The 19,152-nt window shown below is 63.5% G+C and carries 16 protein-coding genes and 1 pseudogene; 9 read left to right on the forward strand and 8 right to left on the reverse strand.

The window, feature by feature from the left end:
- Nucleotides 1–2: 2 nt before the first annotated feature.
- Entirely contained in the window at nucleotides 3–1,838 is a 1,836-nt protein-coding gene (gene purT, locus ACWDTF_RS01680) for a formate-dependent phosphoribosylglycinamide formyltransferase (RefSeq protein ID WP_449753869.1), read from the reverse strand.
- Nucleotides 1,839–1,863: 25 nt separating this feature from the next.
- Nucleotides 1,864–2,205 carry a UBP-type zinc finger domain-containing protein gene (locus ACWDTF_RS01685; protein WP_240859318.1) on the reverse strand — a complete coding sequence of 114 codons (342 nt, stop codon included), beginning with the start codon at nucleotides 2,203–2,205 and terminating at the stop codon, nucleotides 1,864–1,866.
- A 35-nt stretch (nucleotides 2,206–2,240) separates the two neighbouring features.
- On the opposite strand from ACWDTF_RS01685, the pseudogene ACWDTF_RS01690 reads away from it, so the two are divergent.
- Nucleotides 2,241–3,834 (forward strand): annotated as a pseudogene (locus ACWDTF_RS01690) (Na+/H+ antiporter).
- 498 nt (nucleotides 3,835–4,332) lie between these two features.
- On the opposite strand, the gene ACWDTF_RS01695 reads toward ACWDTF_RS01690, so the two are convergent.
- The 3 genes from ACWDTF_RS01695 to ACWDTF_RS01705 all read right to left on the reverse strand — a co-directional run bounded on the left by ACWDTF_RS01695 (nucleotide 4,333) and on the right by ACWDTF_RS01705 (nucleotide 6,914).
- Complete coding sequence (locus tag ACWDTF_RS01695) at nucleotides 4,333–5,913, reverse strand: HNH endonuclease (protein ID WP_449753870.1); 1,581 nt, start codon at nucleotides 5,911–5,913, stop codon at nucleotides 4,333–4,335.
- Between the two features lie 317 nt (nucleotides 5,914–6,230).
- Nucleotides 6,231–6,551, reverse strand: coding sequence for an XRE family transcriptional regulator (locus ACWDTF_RS01700; protein ID WP_449753871.1), 321 nt, complete (start codon nucleotides 6,549–6,551; stop codon nucleotides 6,231–6,233).
- A gap of 15 nt (nucleotides 6,552–6,566) precedes the next feature.
- A complete protein-coding gene (locus tag ACWDTF_RS01705) occupies nucleotides 6,567–6,914 on the reverse strand; it encodes a type II toxin-antitoxin system RelE/ParE family toxin (RefSeq protein ID WP_449753891.1) in 348 nt (115 codons plus the stop codon).
- A gap of 289 nt (nucleotides 6,915–7,203) precedes the next feature.
- On the opposite strand from ACWDTF_RS01705, the gene ACWDTF_RS01710 reads away from it, so the two are divergent.
- Genes ACWDTF_RS01710 through ACWDTF_RS01720 form a run of 3 tightly spaced genes read left to right on the forward strand, consistent with a single transcriptional unit; the run spans nucleotide 7,204 to nucleotide 10,714 of the window.
- Nucleotides 7,204–8,727, forward strand: coding sequence for a type I restriction-modification system subunit M (locus ACWDTF_RS01710; RefSeq protein WP_449753872.1), 1,524 nt, complete (start codon nucleotides 7,204–7,206; stop codon nucleotides 8,725–8,727).
- On the forward strand, nucleotides 8,724–9,797 hold the full coding sequence (locus tag ACWDTF_RS01715; protein WP_449753873.1) for a restriction endonuclease subunit S: 1,074 nt from the start codon (nucleotides 8,724–8,726) through the stop codon (nucleotides 9,795–9,797). Before ACWDTF_RS01710 ends, ACWDTF_RS01715 begins: the two co-directional genes overlap by 4 nt.
- Nucleotides 9,794–10,714, forward strand: a complete 921-nt coding sequence (locus ACWDTF_RS01720) for a restriction endonuclease (protein WP_449753874.1) — start codon at nucleotides 9,794–9,796, stop codon at nucleotides 10,712–10,714. Before ACWDTF_RS01715 ends, ACWDTF_RS01720 begins: the two co-directional genes overlap by 4 nt.
- Nucleotides 10,715–10,745: 31 nt before the next feature.
- On the opposite strand, the gene ACWDTF_RS01725 is transcribed toward ACWDTF_RS01720, so the two are convergent.
- The 3 genes from ACWDTF_RS01725 to ACWDTF_RS01735 form a co-directional block, all read right to left on the reverse strand.
- Entirely contained in the window at nucleotides 10,746–10,913 is a 168-nt protein-coding gene (locus ACWDTF_RS01725; RefSeq protein ID WP_449753875.1) for a hypothetical protein, read from the reverse strand.
- A gap of 158 nt (nucleotides 10,914–11,071) precedes the next feature.
- Complete coding sequence (locus ACWDTF_RS01730) at nucleotides 11,072–11,293, reverse strand: hypothetical protein (protein WP_449753876.1); 222 nt, start codon at nucleotides 11,291–11,293, stop codon at nucleotides 11,072–11,074.
- Nucleotides 11,294–11,355: 62 nt separating this feature from the next.
- Nucleotides 11,356–11,988 (reverse strand): hypothetical protein, encoded by a 633-nt coding sequence (locus ACWDTF_RS01735; protein ID WP_449753877.1) that lies wholly within the window; start codon nucleotides 11,986–11,988, stop codon nucleotides 11,356–11,358.
- Between the two features lie 101 nt (nucleotides 11,989–12,089).
- Between ACWDTF_RS01735 and ACWDTF_RS01740 the strand changes: the two genes are divergently transcribed.
- The 5 genes from ACWDTF_RS01740 (at nucleotide 12,090) to ACWDTF_RS01760 (ending at nucleotide 18,496) form a co-directional block, all read left to right on the forward strand.
- Nucleotides 12,090–12,542, forward strand: a complete 453-nt coding sequence (locus ACWDTF_RS01740) for a hypothetical protein (protein ID WP_449753878.1) — start codon at nucleotides 12,090–12,092, stop codon at nucleotides 12,540–12,542.
- A 116-nt stretch (nucleotides 12,543–12,658) separates the two neighbouring features.
- The gene (locus ACWDTF_RS01745) at nucleotides 12,659–12,931 is read left to right on the forward strand and encodes a Fic/DOC family N-terminal domain-containing protein (protein ID WP_449753879.1); all 273 of its coding nucleotides are present in this window, start codon (nucleotides 12,659–12,661) and stop codon (nucleotides 12,929–12,931) included.
- 39 nt (nucleotides 12,932–12,970) lie between these two features.
- Nucleotides 12,971–13,750 carry a Fic family protein gene (locus tag ACWDTF_RS01750; protein ID WP_449753880.1) on the forward strand — a complete coding sequence of 260 codons (780 nt, stop codon included), beginning with the start codon at nucleotides 12,971–12,973 and terminating at the stop codon, nucleotides 13,748–13,750.
- A gap of 19 nt (nucleotides 13,751–13,769) precedes the next feature.
- Nucleotides 13,770–17,216 carry a DEAD/DEAH box helicase family protein gene (locus tag ACWDTF_RS01755; protein ID WP_449753881.1) on the forward strand — a complete coding sequence of 1,149 codons (3,447 nt, stop codon included), beginning with the start codon at nucleotides 13,770–13,772 and terminating at the stop codon, nucleotides 17,214–17,216.
- 758 nt (nucleotides 17,217–17,974) lie between these two features.
- A complete protein-coding gene (locus ACWDTF_RS01760; protein ID WP_449753882.1) occupies nucleotides 17,975–18,496 on the forward strand; it encodes a hypothetical protein in 522 nt (173 codons plus the stop codon).
- Nucleotides 18,497–19,152: the final 656 nt, after the last annotated feature.

Raw genomic sequence — 19,152 nt, forward strand, 5'->3', positions numbered from 1 at the left:
CGTCAGTCGACCGGGGTTTGCGGCCCGTCGGCCGGTGCAGGCTCCCGGGCGTCCCTGCCCTCCTTGCCGCTGCTGTCCTTGCTCAGCCCGACGGGTGCAGCCGGACGAGGCGGCGGGCCCGGTGGCCGGGGTGGTCCCGGACGTGACCCGGGCGGCGATCCTTGCGGAGCCGATCCGCGCGCGGGCGGCGGACCGGGCGGACGAGCCCCCGGCGGCGGTCCGGGTGGACGAGCCCCCGGCGGCGGTCCGGGTGGACGAGCTCCCGGCGGCGGGCCGGGCACGCGAACTCCCGGCGGCGGGCCGGGCTGGCCGGCACCGGGCGGTGGTCCTCCCGCGGGACGCGGCGGTGGGTTCAGGTTCGGGGGGCTCGGGTTCTGGGCGGTCGGCTTCGGGGGGTTCGGCTTCGGGGGTTGCGGCACTCGGCGCTGCGCAGGCCGACCCGCGACCGGCGACACGATCGACGCCGCGCGGACCGCACGTTCGCGAGCCGTCGCCACATCGTCGGCGGTGGCCGTGACCACGCCCATCCGCCTGCGGTGGAAACTCTCCGGCTTGCCGAAGAGCCGGATGTCGGTCTCGGGCACGGTGAGTGCCACGGCGACGTTCTCGTAGCCGATCGCCGGCTGGTCGAGTTGGCCGTAGATCACCGCGGAGGCGCCTGGCGAGGCGAGCGTGACGTCGACCGGCAAGCCGAGGATCGCGCGTGCGTGCATCTCGAACTCGGACAGACGCTGCGTCGCCATCGTCACCAGGCCGGTGTCGTGGGGGCGCGGACTGACTTCCGAGAAGTAGACGTCGTCGCCCTTGACGAACAGTTCGACACCGAAAATCCCACGGCCACCGAGCTTTCCGTCACCCAGGCCGGTGGCGATGCGGGCGGCGATCGACGTCGCCGCGGCCTGCGCGTCGGCGCTCATATCGTGCGGCTGCCAGCTCTCGACGTAGTCGCCGTTGATCTGCCGGTGTCCGATCGGCGCGCAGAACGCGGTGGTGAGGCGACCGGTCTTCGGGTCGACGCAGCGGACCGTCAGCAGCGTGATCTCGTAGTCGAACTCGATGAAACCTTCGACGATGACGCGCTCGCTGCGCACCCGGCCGCCGGTGGCCGCGGTCTCCCACGCTGCCGCCAGATCGCCGGGCGTCTTCACCACCGACTGCCCCTTGCCCGACGACGACATCACCGGCTTGACCACGCACGGGTACCCGATCTGTTCGGCCGCGACCCGCAGTTCGTCGAGCGTGTCGGCGAACAGATAGGGCGACGTCGGCAGCCCGAGTTCCTCGTCGGCAAGCCGTCGGATGCCTTCGCGGTTCATCGTCGCGACCACGGCCGACGCGGTGGGGATGACCTCGGTGAGTCCGCGTTCGGCGGCGCTGACCAGGGCGTCGGTGGCGATCGCCTCGATCTCCGGGACGACGTAGGCGGGCTTGTGCTTGTCGATCAGCGCGAGCACCGCGTCCGGGTCGGTCATGTCGATGACCTCGGCGTGATGTGCGACCTGGTGGCCCGGCGCGTCGGCGTACCGGTCGACGGCGACAACCTCGACACCAAGTCGCTGGAAGGCGATGACCAGCTCTTTGCCGAGTTCGCCGGCACCGAGGACCATCACCTTGGTCGCCGTCGGGCTCAGTGGTGTGCCGATGACGTCGGGCGGACCGACGCGGCTCTCCGGCTCACCCGAGTCCTCGACGGGCTTGGGGGCGTCCGCTGCCGGCGTGGCCTGTTCCGCAGCCGGCTTGACCAGGTTTGGCGCGGGCGGCTCGGCGGGGTGTGCGGTCGGCTCGACCCAGCCTTCGCCATGCGCGTCCGGTACGACGCTGTCGCTGTTCGACGTCATCCTCAAATCCTACGTTCCCCGTCTGTCATCCCATCACCTCATGGATGTAGCACCAGCGCCACGCCTCGCCGGGCTCTGCCGAACGCATGACCGGATGCCCGGTCGCCTCGAAATGCCCGGTCGCGTGACGGCGGGGGCTGGAGTCGCAGCAACCCACATGTCCGCAAGTCAAGCACATACGCAGGTGCGCCCAATGATCCTCGCCGAGCGCGACGCAGCCTTCGCACACCCGAGAGTCTCCGGTCCGGGGCGCCGGGTCGGTGCCCGCGTCGACTCCGATCTCGCCGAGCTCCGGACACCGTGCCGCCGAGGCAGTGCCGGAGTCCGCTCCCGAACGGCTGGGTCGTTGCCTGCCGAAAATACGCATGGCCGCCATTATCCCCGCCCACTAGTGTTCGACGGGTGAGTCCTGAGCTGCTGCTCGTCGCGGTCGCCGCGGTACCCATCGCGGCGCTGTGCCGCCGGTACGGGTTGTCGGCCCCGCTGGTCCTGGTCACGGTCGGTCTCGCCGTGGGGTGGATCCCCGGCATGCCCGAGGTGATGCTCGAACCCGACCTGGTGCTGTTCCTGATCTTGCCGCCGCTGCTCTACTCGGCCGCCCAGGACAGCTCTTACCAGGCCATCCGCGCCAATCGGCGGGCGATCGGACTGCTCGCCGTCGGGCTGCCGCTGTTCACGACACTGGTGGTGGGGCTCGTCGCGTATTGGACCGTACCGAATCTGCCGCTCGCTGCCGCCACTGGTGCTCGGTGCGGTCGTCGCGCCGCCCGACGCGGTGTCGGCGCAGGCGATCGGGCGGCGTCTCGGGTTGCCGCGTCGGATCATGACGCTGCTGGGCGGTGAGAGCCTGTTGAACGACGCGACCGCGCTGACCGCGTTCCGGATCGCGGTGGTCGCGGTCGGCGCCACCGCAAGCCTTGCCGAAGGGCTGGCGATGTTTGCTCTCGCGGCCGTGGGCGGGGTGGTGATCGGGCTGGTTATCGGGTTCGCGGTGTCGTGGCTGCGCACCTGGCTCGACGATCCGCCGATGGAGACGGCGATCGGGATCATGGTGTCGTTCGCGACGTATTTCGCCGCGGAGGAGGCCCACGCGTCGGGTGTCATCGCGGTGGTCACCGCCGGACTGTTCCTCGGATCGCGTTCGGTCCGTGCGGGTTACGCAACCCGCCTGCAGGACGAGGCGGTCCGCAAGTCGATCGACGCGATCCTCGAGGCGTTCGTCTTCCTGCTCATCGGACTGCAGATGCCCTTCCTGATCGAGGGTTTGTCCGGCGAGTCGTGGGTGCAGGTGTCCATCGATGCAGCGGCAGTGCTGGCCGCCACCATCCTGATCCGATTCGTCTGGGTGTATCCGGCCACCTACCTGCCGCGATTGTTCTCGGCGAAGATCCGTGCCCGCGAGGGCATTCCGCCGCCTGGGTGGGTGTTCGTGGTGGCGTGGTCGGGTATGCGCGGCGTGGTCTCGCTTGCCGCGGCCTTCGCCATCCCATTGACGGTGGAGCAGACCGGTGAGGATTTCCCAGGCCGGCCCGAGATTCTGTTCCTCACCTTTGTGGTGGTGATCGGCACCCTGCTGATCCAGGGCACCACGCTGCCGTGGGTGATCCGGCGCCTCGGGGTGTCGACGGACGACGAGTCCGCCGATCGTCTGGCCTACGCGGCCGCGCAGGACCGGGCGAGCCGCGAGGCCGAGCAGGTCCTCGACGGGTACGCCGCCGACATCGGTGACGACGACCCCCGACGACTCCAGGTGATGATGCTCCGCAAATGGGTCACCACCCAACGCAATTCGGCGTGGGAAGAACTCGGCCGCGGACCCGAGACCATTGGCGAGAGCCCCACCGCCGCCGGTGCCCGCATGCGCCTCGACGTCCTCAAAGTCCAGCGGTCGGTCTTCATCGACGAACACGCCGCCGGCCGCATCGGCGACGAGGTCCTCCGAATGGCACTGCGTCAGTTGGACTTCGCCGAAGCGCAAGTCGATCGCGAGGCGTGAGCACGACCGATGACCTGGGCAAATTCAGCCTGCCGAGGCGTCGCTCCCGACACTCTGTGTCCTGTTGGAGAATCTGTGTGCTGCAGCACACGGTTGACCCGACTCGGCACAGGGTGTGGTCTGAGGCCACCCATGGCACATCACCGCCCAAGTCGGGCGCGGCTTGGGCTTCGGTCTGGCCATTTCTCGCGTCGTCCTGCGAGAACTCGAGTTGAGTTGGAGAACGCGAGTGCTGCAGCACTCGCGTTCTCCGATTCGGCTCCAGTTGTCGCGGGCGCCGGCCGCGCGGAGGCTCCGGGCCGCCTATTTGCCCTGATCACGACGCCACCCGGTGGCCGCAACACTGAGGTGGAGCGCTTGCAGCTAGCGAGGAGCCTTCCTTCGCTCCCTGAGGCGCCGCCCTGAGGAGCGAGCTTGCGAGCGTCTCGAAGGGTGCCCGAGGCGCTAGCCGAGGACCTCGAAGGGCAAGCATCCCAACAGTATTGGCACTACCGAAAGCTACGGCCAGGTGATGATCGTCCTCCCGCTCGCTGCGTGTCGCCAGATGACCGCGCGTCCTTCGGCGAGGGTGGGTATCCAGATCTCGAGGTGTTTGAACTGGTGGCAGGGGATGCAGAGCGGGATGAGGTCGTCGGTGATGGTCCAGCCGCCGTCGGTGGGGTGGGCATGGTTGTAGGGCGTGACGTGGTCGAGTTGGCACTGTTCCACGGGTCGTCCGCAGTAGGGTCCGCGGCAGTGGTGATCGGTCAGCGCGATGGCGCGCCGCTGTGCGTCTGTTGGTTCGTAGTCCAACGCCCCGACCGGGGGTACATGCAGCCCACCGTGTCCGGTGGGGTCGATCGGGGTGGGGTTGGGTGGGCGGGAGAGCACCCGGACCAGCGCCGAGCCGGTCTGTGAGTTGCCGCCGAGGTGGGCGGGTACGTGGATGCGGCCGGCCTTCCGCGACCGTCCGGCGCGCAGCATCGTGATGCGCCCGTCGGGGTCGGGGTCGGTGGGGTCGCTGCGATGCATGAACCGTTGGCTTTCGCGGTACATGCCGGTCCAGGTGGCATCCTCGGCGAGTGCACGGGCGTGAGCGGGGTCGATGACGCCGTAGCCGGGCACGAAGGGCACCATCTGTCCGGTCAGGCCGGCGAGTGTGGGCGCGTCGGTGACCACCACGACGGCAGCCTTGGTCGGCACCAGCGCCGTGGAGGGTTTCGCGGGTGCAGCGTCCGGTGTCGGCGCCACCTCGGCATCGACATCTGAGTCTGCGTCTGCGTCGTCAGCCGGGTCCGGTTCGGGTTCTGGTTCGGGGTCCGGTGTCTGGTTCGCGCGGGCGCCGCAGGTGTCTGACCCGCACTGGCACTCCAACTCGGTGCGACCGCGGGTGATGGCGACCAGCGCATCCGCGCGTTGTTGGCCGGGCAGGCGCGGGTCCTCAGAGCAGAGGAAGTGGTTGATCAGCCCGGTGATCCGGGATTGCAGGTAGCGGGCATCGCCGAGTCCGAGGGTGGCCGACACCGACACCTGTCCATAGGGGGCTTTGCCGAATCGGACGTCTTGGTAGCGTTCGGCGAACTCCTCGCGGACTTCTGCCGCCGCCAAGGGGTCGAGCGCGATGATCAGTTCATCGAGTTTGTCCGACAGCACCGCATTCGTCGACGCATCCGCGGCCAGGATGAGGGCGGCTTCTTCGGCCGCACCGCGTTGATCGGCATCCACGCCGCACACCGCATGCGCCACGAGCGAGGCCCGCGATTCGGACAGGTCCCCGGCCAGGAACGCTGCCCGTACTTGTGGGAGGTCTTGCAACAGAGCGCCCAGCGTCATCCACCGTCCGGCGGTGGCCGGTGGCACGGCGAAATGCAACGCCACTTCGCGCAGGGCGGCTTTGTCGGGCATGCGTTTGCGGTAGCGATCGGAGTCGGCGGCGTGGACGCGGTCGAACACTTTGCGGCCTAGGTGGTAGGCGGCCAGGATTTTGCGGGCCATCACCTCGAACTCGATACGGGTGAATGCCGAAGCTGCTGTGGCCAGGTCGGTTTCACCCGCGTCGGCCAGTGTGGCCTCGCTGGTGTCCCGCCCCGGTTCGAACATGTGTCCACTATCGCAGAGGGGTACGACAAGATTTCTCGGCCGACAAATCTATCCACACGCGCGGAGTCTGTGGGCTGGGTGCCTATACAGTTTGGTTCGGGTTCATCACGACTTTGGGAGCGCACGAGAGTGATCACGGGAGAGCAGAAGAGCAAGGTCGACGCCGTCTTGATTGCCTCGTCCGCTCCCCGAGGCGCGAGGAGCGCAGCGACGACAAGCCTAGAAGGGCTAGCAAGACAACAGCATTGGAGCGAACCAGCGACCAGGATCAACGGAAGCTGACCCGTGGCGCACCCACGCGGAGCTTTGGAAGCTCGTCAGGAGGAAAGGGTCACCGAGTTATCGCCGAAGTCAGCCACAACCCGTAGTCGCCCGCCAAGCGCAGTGACGTAGGACTCCAAGGTTCCAAGCTCGGTGTGTTGCAGGTCGCCGTTCTCCAACTTGGACACACGGGCCTGACTTACGCCCATCGTGTATGCCACGTCACGCTGTCGCGCGCCATACGCCTTGCGGACATCTGCCAAACGATATGCGCGAACAGCTTCGTGCATATCTTTGGTCGCGTCATGCGCCCTTTGCGCGTCAACGAGACCATTCGAGATCAACTCCGAGCGCACCTCGCGCCAACTACGCGCCATACTGTCCACCTCCCTCTATTGGCTGTCCAACCATTCCTCGTATCGCTCATCTGCTATCGGAATGTTCCTGTCGTACCACGCTTGCCACTGTCCCACCTTGTCGCCCGCCACGAGCAGCACAGCTTGCCTATCGGGGTCAAAGATGAAGAGAATGCGAACACTGGTCCCCGCAGGCCTCAGTTCCTTCATGTTGTGGTGTCGCGAGCCCTTCACCTTGTCAACCGCCGGCCGACCCAGCGTCGGGCCGACTTGCTCGAGCAAGTCAATCGCACCCGTCACAGCCTCGGCGGTGTCAGAGTCCACCTCGGCAAGCCTGCAAAACCACTCGTCGACATCATCGAGCAGTACGATCTCCCACGTCAACACACTATATAACCTGAGTGTTGTATGCCACAAGACCGTGCTGGAACGCCATCAAGGCGCGCCCAGGTCGCGGGCGTCGGATGGAAGCTGCTGTGGCCAGGTCGGTTTCACCCGCGTCGGCCAGTGTGGCCTCGCTGGCGTCCCGCCCCGGTTCGAACATGTGTCCACTATCGCAGAGGGGTACGACAAGAATCGTCGGCCGACAAATCTATCCACACGCGCGGAGTCCGTGGGCTCGGTGCCTATAGGGTTCGGTTCGGGTTCATCACGACTTTGGGAGCGCACGAGAGTGATCACGGGAGAGCAGAAGAGCAAGGTCGACGCCGTCTGGGACGCGTTCTGGTCGGGTGGCATATCCAATCCGCTGGAGGTGATGGAGCAGATCACCTACCTGCTGTTCATCCGTCGCCTCGACGACGAGCAGCAGCTCGCCCTCAGCCGCGCCAACGTCACCAAGAAGCCGATCACCGACAACCCCTTCCCCGTCGAGCGCACCGAACTGAGCTGGTCGGAGTTCAAGAACTACGCGCCGGAGGAGATGTTCCGCACGGTCGACGAGCAGGTCTTCCCGTTCATCCGCACCATGCGCGACGAGGACTCCACCTACGCGCACTTCATGAAGGATGCGCGGCTGTCGATCCCCAACCCGGGGATGCTGACCAAGGTGGTCGACCTGCTCGACAAGATCGAGATGCGCGACCTCGACACCAAGGGCGACGTGTACGAGTACATGCTCGCCAAGATCGCCAGCTCGGGCCAGAACGGCCAGTTCCGCACGCCGCGCCACATCATCAAGCTGATGGTCGAGATGATGGCCCCTGAGCCCGGCGACACTATTGTCGACCCGGCGTCGGGCACCTGCGGCTTCCTGGTCGCCGCAACCGAATACATGCGCGACCATCACGCGCGCGAGATCAACTCCGGCAAGGGCGCCAAGCACTTTCACTACGACATGTTCCACGGCTTCGACTTCGACAACACCATGCTGCGCATCGGCTCGATGAACATGCTCCTGCACGGAGTCGAGCAACCCGACATCCGCTACCGTGACTCGCTGGCAGAGGCCAACACCGGAGACGCTGGTGCCTACTCGCTGGTGCTGGCCAATCCCCCGTTCGCCGGCAGCCTCGACTACGAGAACACCGCGAAGGATCTCCAGCAGATCGTCAAGACCAAGAAGACCGAGCTGCTGTTCCTCGCGCTTTTCGTGCGTTTGTTGAAACCCGGCGGCCGTGCCGCTGTCATCGTGCCCGACGGCGTGCTGTTCGGATCGTCCAAGGCGCACAAGACACTTCGCAAGATGCTGGTCGACGACCACAAGCTCGACGCGGTCGTGAAACTCCCGTCCGGCGTGTTCAAACCCTACGCAGGTGTCTCGACGGCAATCCTGTTCTTCACCAAGACCAACTCCGGCGGCACTGACAACGTCTGGTTCTACGACGTCCAATCCGACGGATACTCGTTGGACGACAAGCGAACTCCGCTGCTCGACGCCGCGAAGCTCGGTCCGCTCGCCACCCTCGCCGACGACGAACACGCCAAGAACAACCTTCCCGACGTCCTTGCCCGCTGGGCCGAGCGCGACGCTGCCGAGCTGAAACGCGAACGCACCGAGCAGTCGTTCTGCGTTCCGCGCAACGCCATCGAGGAGCAGGACTACGACCTGTCTCTCAACCGGTACAAGGAGATCGTCCACGAGGAAGTGGAACACCGTGCACCGGAGGAGATTCTGGACGAGTTGGACAAGCTGGAGTTGGATATCCAATCGGGTCTGGCCGAGTTGCGCCAGATGCTTGCCGGCGGTGCCGAATGACCTGGCCAACTGAAGCACTCGGGGAATCGATGGTCAGGCGCCGCGGATCGATCGACCCGCGGAAACACCCCGACGAGACCTTCGAGCTGTTTAGCATCCCCGCTTACGATCGCGGTGCGCCAGAGATACTCGCGGGGGCAGCCATTGGGTCTGCAAAGCAGATTGTTCAACCAGGCGATGTGCTGCTCTCACGAATCGTCCCCCACATTCGAAGGTCGTGGATTGTTGGCGATGTCGGCGCAAGTCGTCAAATTGCTTCCAGTGAATGGATGGTCTTTAGGTCATCCAAGCTGGATCCGCGTTATCTCAAGCATGTACTCGTCGGAAACGAGTTCCATGCCAAGCTCATGCAAACAGTCGCCGGAGTGGGTGGTTCGCTGATGCGCGCGCGGCCCGAGCATGTGGCACAGATCAGAATTCCTCTACCTCCCGTGCCCGAACAACGCCGCATCGCAGCCATCATCGACCGCGCCGAACGCGTGCTTCGGCTTAGATCTGCGAGCATTCGTCAGACCGACGCGTTAAAGCGCAGTATCTTCGCTGCGGCCCTCAATCGTTGCGTGGTGAAGCAGCAGCGAGTGTCCGAGCTTTTCAAGACCTCAAGCGGATCTTTCCTGCCAGCAAAGCGCATGAAGGCTGGCGACGTACCAGTTTACGGCGGAAATGGCGTCAATGGATACCACGACACCTCAAACGTTCCGGCAGGCACGATTGTGATTGGTCGCGTAGGTGCGAACTGCGGCGCAGTCCATCGGACCATCCGTCCGGCGTGGGTCACCGACAATGCGCTGATCGTCAAGCCGTTGAAAGAAATGAATCCCATCTATCTCGAGGCAGCGATCGCAGGCGCCAAGCTGAATTCCCGGGCGAGCCAGTCGGGCCAGCCGGCGATCTCGTATCGAGCGATCGAGGACGTCAATCTGCCGATCATCAGCATTGCCGAACAAAATCGCTATGCCGACCAGTATTCCGCGATCGACATACAAAGCGGGGCGTTGAGAGATTCAGAGCGCACTCTAAACGCGCTCTTCGCCTCTCTCCAGTCCCGCGCCTTCCGGGGCGAGCTGTGAGCCAAAGTGACCGGATCTCGGATCTCCCTGTCTGGCAAGGCTTCCTGCGTCCGATCCTGGAGGTCATGTCAGACCGCAAGACCAGATCGCGTCGCGAGCTTGTGGCCGATGTCCTCGCCCACATGCAATTGACGCCGGAGCAGTTGAGCGAGCAGGTTGCCTCCGGCGGCAACCGGGCTGAGGGGCGGTGCGGTTGGGCGCTGTCAGACCTTCTACGGGCCGAGCTGGTCGACCGCCCTCGCCGCGCGACGTATCAGGTCACCGACGACGGAATCACCTTCCTGGACAAGCACCCAGGCGATATCAGCGACGCGGATCTCAAACTGATTCCTGCTTATCAGGCGTACACCCCGTCGACCCCGACCGATCGGCCCCGGCTGACCGTGCTTCACGAGTCGACGGTCGAGCCCCTTGAGCAGATCAACGAGGGCGTTGCGCGCCTTCATGACGAGGTCAAGACGGACCTCATCAAGCGCCTTCGTGAGCACACGCCAGACTTCTTGGAGACTGCCGTCCTCAAACTCCTTGTCGCCATGGGATACGGCGGTACTGAGCAGAAAGCAACCAGGCTCGGCGGGACGGGTGATGGCGGCGTCGACGGCGTAATCGATCAGGATGCGCTTGGTCTGGACCAGATCTATGTTCAGGCGAAACGGTACGGCCAAGGCAATACCGTTGGCCGCCCAGACATCCAGGCGTTCGTCGGGGCGCTGCACGGCATGGGTGCGTCCCGCGGAATCTTCATCACTACGAGCTCTTTCTCGCCTGGCGCCCGCGAGTACGCCAACGGTGTCAGCACGCGAATCATTCTGATCGACGGAGAACGATTGGCGGCGTTGATGATCAAGTACGGCATCGGCGTGCAGACCCGGGACGTGTTCACCGTCGTCGAGGTTGACGAGGACTTTTTCGATTGAGCCAGCAGTCTGGCGACTACCCATGTGGCCGTCAGCCCGGAAGGCCGTCCTCGTCGTACAGAAACGCCGCCGGGTCCTCGACCCGTTCGAGAGGTGCCAACTGTTCGCCGATTCGACCACCGTCAGCGAGGATCTGCTCGACTCGATTGAGTTGAGCTTGAGAAGGGACGTCGGGTTCCTCGGCATTGCCTCTCGCCATGGCGATGATTCGTCCTCCCGTTACTTGGCGGTTGCTCACTGGTTGGAGACGTCATCGAGCGATGTCGAGTTTAGGTGAGGTCCGCGGCTTACGGCAGGCCAGCGAATATCGAGGCGGTCACCACCACGGGACGATTAGCGATGTCAGCGCGCGGAGGCCTAGACGAGCTCGCCGAATCCGTTACGTTCGAGACTGCGGATCAGGCTCTTCGACGGGTGATTGTGTTCGAGCCATTCGCGGATGCCGTCGACCTGCTCAGCGTGAGGGGCTCGGGTCAGGTGAAGTCGTCCCAGCAGCACGCCAGCGACTTGCGGTGAGCGTGCCGGTTTACCGGGGACTGTGAAGCCCTCGTCATCCCACAACCTGGCGGCTACGCTCACGACACCACGATAGCCCACCTGCAGTTGCGCGCCTGTAACGAGCGGGCAAAAAGCCATCGTGATCAGGGCACCACGGAGGCGACGATGACGGGGACTGGCCCCGAACAGTCGACCGACTCTATCCGGAGCTGAACGAATGCGGGCAGGAGCAGCTCACCTTGGTATGCCATCGATGGATCACCGGCGCCAGCGACCCAGAACGCAGGTTGACCTGCCGAAAGAGTCAGGCGCAGCACTGCTGCGCCACCTCCATGGGACGGGCGAGTGAACTCGGAGATCGCCACCTCCAGATACACGGTCGTCGCGAACAGCCCCTCCTGGTCGATCACCAGGCCAACAAGTCCCGCGAGGTTTGCGTTCACGACACCGAACGCTTTTCGTGTGTCCCTCACCCCGCGGTACACCCGAACTGGCCGACCAAGCCGATGCTCGTGTATGACCGCGTTCATAATGTCGGCACGTTCACCGGCTTCGGGATGATCGTTCGCGTAGTTCTCGTCACGAATCGCCCTCTGCAGTTCCTCGTATGCGCGGTCGTCACGCTGCCAGTAGTGGACGAGGTCTCGGACATACTCGGGGAGTCCTTCAATGGCTTCGCGGAAGTCGTCGTCGAGAGCTGAGGCGGCTTCTGTACCGGTGAGCACGTAGTCATCTTTGCTGAGATCTCGACTCTTGTTCGTGGGGTTCTTAATCATCGGGCTTCCCCGGCGATGGTCGTCGGACCGGTCAACACTCTGTCGTACCCCCTTGTTACGTTCTCCGGCTTTGCACTTGCCAGAGAAGGGAACGGATACACATGGAGACGAACAACCACCCCAACGGCCCCGAGGTGTGCTTCAACCTCTGGGCTTTCGCCGACGAGAACACCGGCGTGATCCTACGGATCAGCGGTAAGGCGTACGTGCTCGACGGCTCCGACGAGGAGAAGACCGCGCTGCTGCGCACCTTGTCTGCGTCGGACTTCATGTCTGCGCCGCACCGCGGCGTGCCCACGCGATACAGCATCGTCACTCCGGCAAACCGGACCATCGAGGGAGCGGTCATGCCGAATCAGCTCAACGATGTCGCAGGCATCTTCGGCTCGCTGCTCGATGAACTGTCGGTGCTGCCCACCCAACTCCGCACCGTGAACGGGCACTACGAGGAGTTCTGGCAGCCCGGCGTCAGCGCACCGCTCTATGTGCTGACCGTGGTCGTCGAATGCAACGACGGTCGGCTGATGCCCCGACAACGCATCGGTGCCCGGTGAGCAGCGTTCCGCGGAACGCGGGCGACGTGCAAAGACTGTTTACACATCCCGGTCGACATGTAAAGAATTCACGGAAATCTTTACATGCCGCACCGCCGCGTGTCAGGCTTGAGCCCGTGACCAGGTGGAATCCGGAGAAGCCGTACAACGCGCTTCCGCCGCCACCCGCATCCACGGATCTGGAGACCGCATCCGTCCTCAAGGCTGCCATCGCCGCGAACCGATCACTGGCCCGACTCGACCAAGCAGCGAACTCCATTCCGAACCCCAAAGTTCTGATCAACACGATTCCGCTGATCGAGGCGCAGGCGAGTTCGGAGATCGAGAACATCGTCACCACCACCGACGATCTGTTCAAGTTCCTCGACGATGACGACGGCGCAGACTAGACGACGCGCGAAGCCCTGAGGTACCGGACCGCCCTGCACGTGGGCTTTGACGAAACGCTGCGTCGCCCGATCACCTCGGCCACGGCGATCACGGTGTGCAGCACCATCAAAGGCCACGACATGCGAGTACGGGATCTCCCCGGCACGCGCCTGGCGCACCCAGTGACCGGTGCAGTCACCTACAGCCCACCCGAGGGACAAGACGTCGTCGCGCAAAAGTTCCGCGAGTGGGAGACCTACATCCACACCGACGACGGACTCGATCCACTGATCCGGATGGCGGTCGCCCACTATCAATTCGAGGCGATTCATCCATTCGCTGACGGTAACGGCCGAACCGGACGCATCTTGAACATCTTGTACCTGAGGCAGTCCGGGCTGCTCAAGTCGCCGATCCTCTACCTGTCGCGCTACATCATCGCCACCAAGGCCGACTACTACCGGCTACTCCTGGCAGTCACCGCCGAGCAAGCGTGGGAAGAATGGCTTCTGTACATGCTCCGGGGGGTGGAACTTTCCTCCGAATCCACGCTCTACAAGATCGCCGCGATCCGCGAACTCCAGGACACGTACGCGCAACGAGCACGGGAATCCATGCGCGGTAGCGTCGACATCGAGCTGATGGCTGTTCTGTTCGAGCAGCCCTATTGCCGCATCTCGACCGTCGTCGAACGCTGCGGCGTGTCGCGTCCCACCGCTACGAAATGGCTGAACGCGCTCGCCGAAGCCGACCTGTTGGAAGATGTACGCGCCGGGCGCGATCGATTGTTCATCAATCGGGAGCTGCTCGATATCCTCACTCGTACCGAGCTCCAATGACGGTGTGAAAGGAGGCATGGTGGCCGGCAACTTCGATTTCCTGCAGGGCGAATGGCCCGCGATCTACGCGTCGGCGAAAAGCGCTGAACGTGACGCGCTGTTCGACGCACGGTCGACCTGCTTCTACGCCCGACGCACCATCGAGGCCACGGTCAAATGGCTGTACACGGTCAACAACCTCACCGTCCCCTACCGCGACGACCTATCCGCACGCATCCACGACGCACAGTTCAGCTCCATCGTGCCGCCCCCGGTGCGCACCAAGCTCGACCTGATTCGCCGCGCGGGAAACCATGCGGTGCACGAGGACAAGCCGATCGGCCGCGAGTCGGGCATCCGCATCGTGGAGGAACTGTTTCACGTGTTGTCGTGGCTGGCGCGCGAGTACGCCAGCCAGGATTCGTCCAGGCCGTCACCGCAGCAACAACTCGACCGCGACCGACTACCCAAGCCGGGTGGCGGCGCTGCCGTTGCGAAAACCATGGCGCAGCTACAGAAGCTGAACGCCGAACTCGAACGCAAAGACGCAGAACTCGAACAAGCCGCCGCACAACGCGCGGATCTGGCCGCGCAATTGATGGCGCGCGACGAGAAGCTCAAGGCGGCCGACGCCGCCAAACAGACCCAGGACGAGCTGATCGCGAGGCTGCAAGCGGAGGTTGCGGCAGCAAAGAAGGCCGCCGCGACTCCGGACACCCACGACTACGACGAGGCACGCACCCGGTCCGACATCATCGACCTCCTCCTCCGCGAAGCCGGTTGGGACGTCGACCAAGCGAATGTACGTGAATACCCCGTCACCGGAATGCCCGAGGGCAAGAACGGATTCGCCGACTACGTCCTGTGGGGAACGGACGGGCTACCACTCGCGGTGGTCGAAGCCAAGCGGACGTCGAAGGACGCGACAATCGGCAAGCATCAAGCGAAGCTCTACGCCGACTGCCTGGAACAGATGCACGGCCAACGACCGATCATCTTCTACACCAACGGCTTCGACACCTGGCTCTGGGACGACCTCACCTATCCGCCACGCGAGGTCGCCGGCTTCTACACCGGCGACGAACTCGCCCTGGCCATCCAGCGTCGCACGTCACGAAAGGTTCTGGCCGACGCCGAGATCCCCGCGGCTATCGTCGAACGCCCGTATCAGCAGCGCGCCATCCGACGCGTCGCAGCACACTTCGAAGACGACCGCCAGCGGGCAGCGCTACTGGTGATGGCCACCGGATCGGGCAAGACCCGCACGGTGATCGCGTTGTCGGACATGCTGATGCGCGCCAACTGGGCCAAACGCATCCTGTTTCTCGCCGACCGGAAAGCCCTCGTCAAACAGGCAGTCAACGCGTTCAAGACCTTCCTCCCCGACGCCTCCCCCGTCAATCTGCTCACCGAGAAGAACACGGACGGCCGCGTCTACGTGTCGACGTATCCGACGATGATGGGTCTGATCAACGACCTCGACGACGGCCGCAGACGATTCGGTCCGGGCCACTTCGACCTGGTCATCATCGATGAGGCCCACCGGTCGGTGTATCAGAAGTATCGCCGCATCTTCGAGTACTTCGATTCGCTCCTGCTGGGACTCACCGCTACCCCGAAGGATGAGGTCGACTACAACACCTACCGCCTGTTCGACCTCGAAACCGGCGTTCCCACCGATGATTACGGCCTCGACGAGGCCATCAGGGACAAGTATCTCGTCCCGCCGCGCGCGGTGACGGTTCCACTCGCGTTCCCGCGGCAGGGAATCAAGTACGACGACCTGTCCGAGGAGGAGAAGAAGCGTTGGGAGACTGAGGACTGGGGCGACGAACTCGACGAGGACGAGTATCCCGATGAGGTGTCGTCGGAGGCGGTCAACAAGTGGCTGTTCAACACCGACACCGTCGATCAGGCGCTGAAAGTCCTGATGACGCGTGGCCACCGTGTGGCGGGCGGCGACCGCCTCGGCAAGACCATCATCTTCGCCAAGAACCAGAAGCACGCCGATTTCATCGCCGCGCGCTTCGATCACGCCTATCCGCAGTACAACGGCGCGTTCGCGGCAGTGATCACCCATGCGGTCTCACATGGGCAGGATCTGATCGACCGCTTCTCGCAGCCGGAGGCCGACCCGCACATCGCGATCTCGGTGGACATGCTCGACACCGGCGTCGACGTGCCCGATGTGGTGAATCTGGTGTTCTTCAAACCGGTTCGGTCCAAGACCAAGTTCTGGCAGATGGTCGGCCGCGGCACTCGCCTGCGTCCGGACCTTTATGGACCCGGGCAGCACAAGACCGACTTCTTCATCTTCGATCTGTGCGCCAACATCGAGTTCTTCAACGCCCACCCGGCCGCCGCCGAGGGCCGGTTGGCGGCGTCGTTGTCGGAGCAGCTGTTCACCGCACGCACCGACGTGGTGTGGGCATTGAGCCGTTCCCACACGAATGCCGAACTGCGCGAGGACATCACCGATGTCCTACACACTCATGTCGCGGGCATGAACCTCGACAACTTCGTCGTCCGGCCCAAGCGCCGACAGGTCGAAACCTATCGCGAACGCGACGAGTGGGAGTCGCTGACCGAGCAGAAGATTCGCGACATCGTCGACAACCTCGCCGACCTCCCGACCACGATCCGCGACACCGACGAGATGGCGAAACGCTTCGACCTCATCGTGCTTCGCGGCCAACTCGCCGTCATCGAGGCCGACGAGACGACACTCAGTCGGCAGGAGGAACGAGTCCGAGCAATCGCGGATGGACTGCTCGATCAGCTCACCATCCCGAAGATCAAGGCCAAGGAAGAGCTCTTGCGCGAGGTGGCGTCGGACGAGTGGTGGGTCGATGTCACCCCGGAGATGTTGGAGGACGCGCGAAAACAGCTCCGGTCCCTCGTCGCACTCTTGGAGAAGACCAAACAGCCGGTCGTGTACACCGACTTCCAGGACACGCTGACCGGTGACGTCGCGGAGGTCGACATGCCGCACATGGCGACCGGCACCGACAAGGAACGCTTCACCGCCAAGGTCCGCGACTATTTGCGACGCCAGCCCGACAACCTCGCCCTGCAGAAACTGCGCACCGGAAAGCCGTTGACCGAAGCGGACATCGAGTCGCTACAGCAGCTGCTGATCCACAGCGGCGCAGGCTCCGAGGACGACCTTCGACAGGCCATCGACGAGTCCCGTGGGCTCGGCCGCTTCATCCGATCCCTCGTCGGACTGGATCAGCAGGCAGTCAATGCAGCGTTCGCCGAGTTCATCAACGACACCAACGCGAGCGCCGACCAGATCGACTTCATCGGACTGGTCATCGACCATCTGACCCGTAACGGTGCGATGTCGGCCGACCAACTCTTCGACCACCCCTTCATCGACAACGCTCCACAGGGACCAACGCAGGTGTTCGCGATGGACAAGGTCACCAAGCTGGTCGAGATCATCGAGTCGATCGACCGCAGCGCCGACCCGTCCATTGCGTGACATGATCGCAGAGAACATCGCGAATCCGCGGATCGGAATCTGACGATTGCAGCTTGTTCCAGTTGGAGTGATTCGCGTGACCGTCGGTCGTTCGTACCAATCCATAGCTCGGGAGTACCAGCAGTTCGCGCATTCTGCGAGGATCAGATGCGAAGTGGGGGGACTTAGAACTCGCACAAAGGACGCGCCATGGGTCTCTACCAGGAACGGCCCGCAGACGCCCCGCGGCAGGGGCACCGACTTGGGCACCGAGGCTTCGAACAGGCAATAGCTTCCATCCAGCGACACGCTATCAACCAGTGTAAGGATCGGTATCGGGCTTTCCGCAGGCAGCGTTGCCGAGATGGCTTACAAGAGTCTGTTTTGCGCATTGATGCACGAGAGTTCGCTCGCGAGTCGCACCAAGAGGTGACGGTTGGAGAACGCCGCCGCCGCGGATATCGCCACCCCGATCCCCAAAGGATGCGAGTAGACCGAACGAGGACGCTTCACGAAGAGCGATCGTCATGAGCTCCGAGCAGAACCAGCCAACCCAGAACGAACCTCATCGGTGGACGCCCCCACCCGCGCTGGGACCCAGTCCACCGACACTCGCTCCGAAGAAGAACGACAGCAACAAGGTTCTCCTGGGAATTATCGCCGCATCGGGTGTCGTGATCGCCGTAGTCCTGGTGATCAGCCTCGTATAGTGGGCCGCCGTGTACTTTCGGACACAGAGGGCCGTCGACGAAATACTGGAAAGTACCGATAATTCTGTAGTGCCATCTGCTCGCACAGACTTCTCCGACTGGCGCGCCTTCGGTGGTATCGAATCCACTTTCGCCGACAGTGGATCGTCAGTGACACTCGATACAAACGACACTACGGAAACGTGGAGCACGAAATGGTCCGGACTAGCAATGGTGAGTGGTTCGCCTGTATGCAGCGCCCGTATTGATGGTCGTGTTCGCGGTATTTCGCATTATGAAGGAACTCCAGGAGGTTTCGGAATCGGTCTTGCAACCCTAAGCGGCAACGGCCTCGGAGCCACTTTGACCGGCATTGCAATTCAGTTTGATTACGGATTTGGCGGCTACAGAACGACCAACTATCCTGCAGACACACAACTGAGTGTTGACAAAGGTGAACTCGACAAGAGTTGGCATCAAGTCTCGGTTCAGTTCAGCGAGGACGGCGTCTACACGATGACCGTAGACGGTGCAACTGTGGTGAATACAAGTGGTTCGAAAGTTTGGTTACCCAACCATACGAGTATGGGCCGGGTCCGCAGAGTTCAGTGATTTTTCGGTAACGACGTGACGACAAGAGGCCAACAAGTGGATCTTCGCAGCAGCCATTTCGCGATGAACCTGCAGGGTAGGCGTTCCACGACTCGTCAGAGTAGGCATCAGCCATGCGAAATGCCTTGACAGAAGATGTGTGGGTAATCGACATTGTCCACATCCACAGCCGTGGGAGATACACTCGCTCAGTAGCACCTTGCGAACCCGACACTGGGCCATCTCGCAAGGCTTACCGTTCAGGACCTTCGGGCATACTGGAGTCGTCGAGCTCTACCGCGTCCAATTCGTATTGCTCAACTTCGTCAGGCGTGGGTCCGACGAGATCTGCGTCTTCCCAGATCTCCTCGTAATTCTCTGCGCGTGCGAGCTTCATAGGCTGCTGAAAGCCAACGGGACTGGTCAGCTACCATCGTGCCGAACATCTTGGCCAACGAATCGGCGCCCGGCCTGAGATCAGCGAAAAGCCCCGCAGTCTTCGCACCAGTGAGGAACGGGTCAAACACCGATGGAACGGTAACCGTCCTGTATTCAGCCTCCCTCGGTTCAGGGTTCTCCCACTGGCAGGTCCCCGATAACCGGTCCAGTCGGTGCTAGAGCCAGTTCTTTCTTGCGGTTGGTCAGTCGATCTCGCAGCCCACGGGGTGATGCCGGTG

The organism is Gordonia sp. NPDC003422 (genome assembly GCF_053588675.1).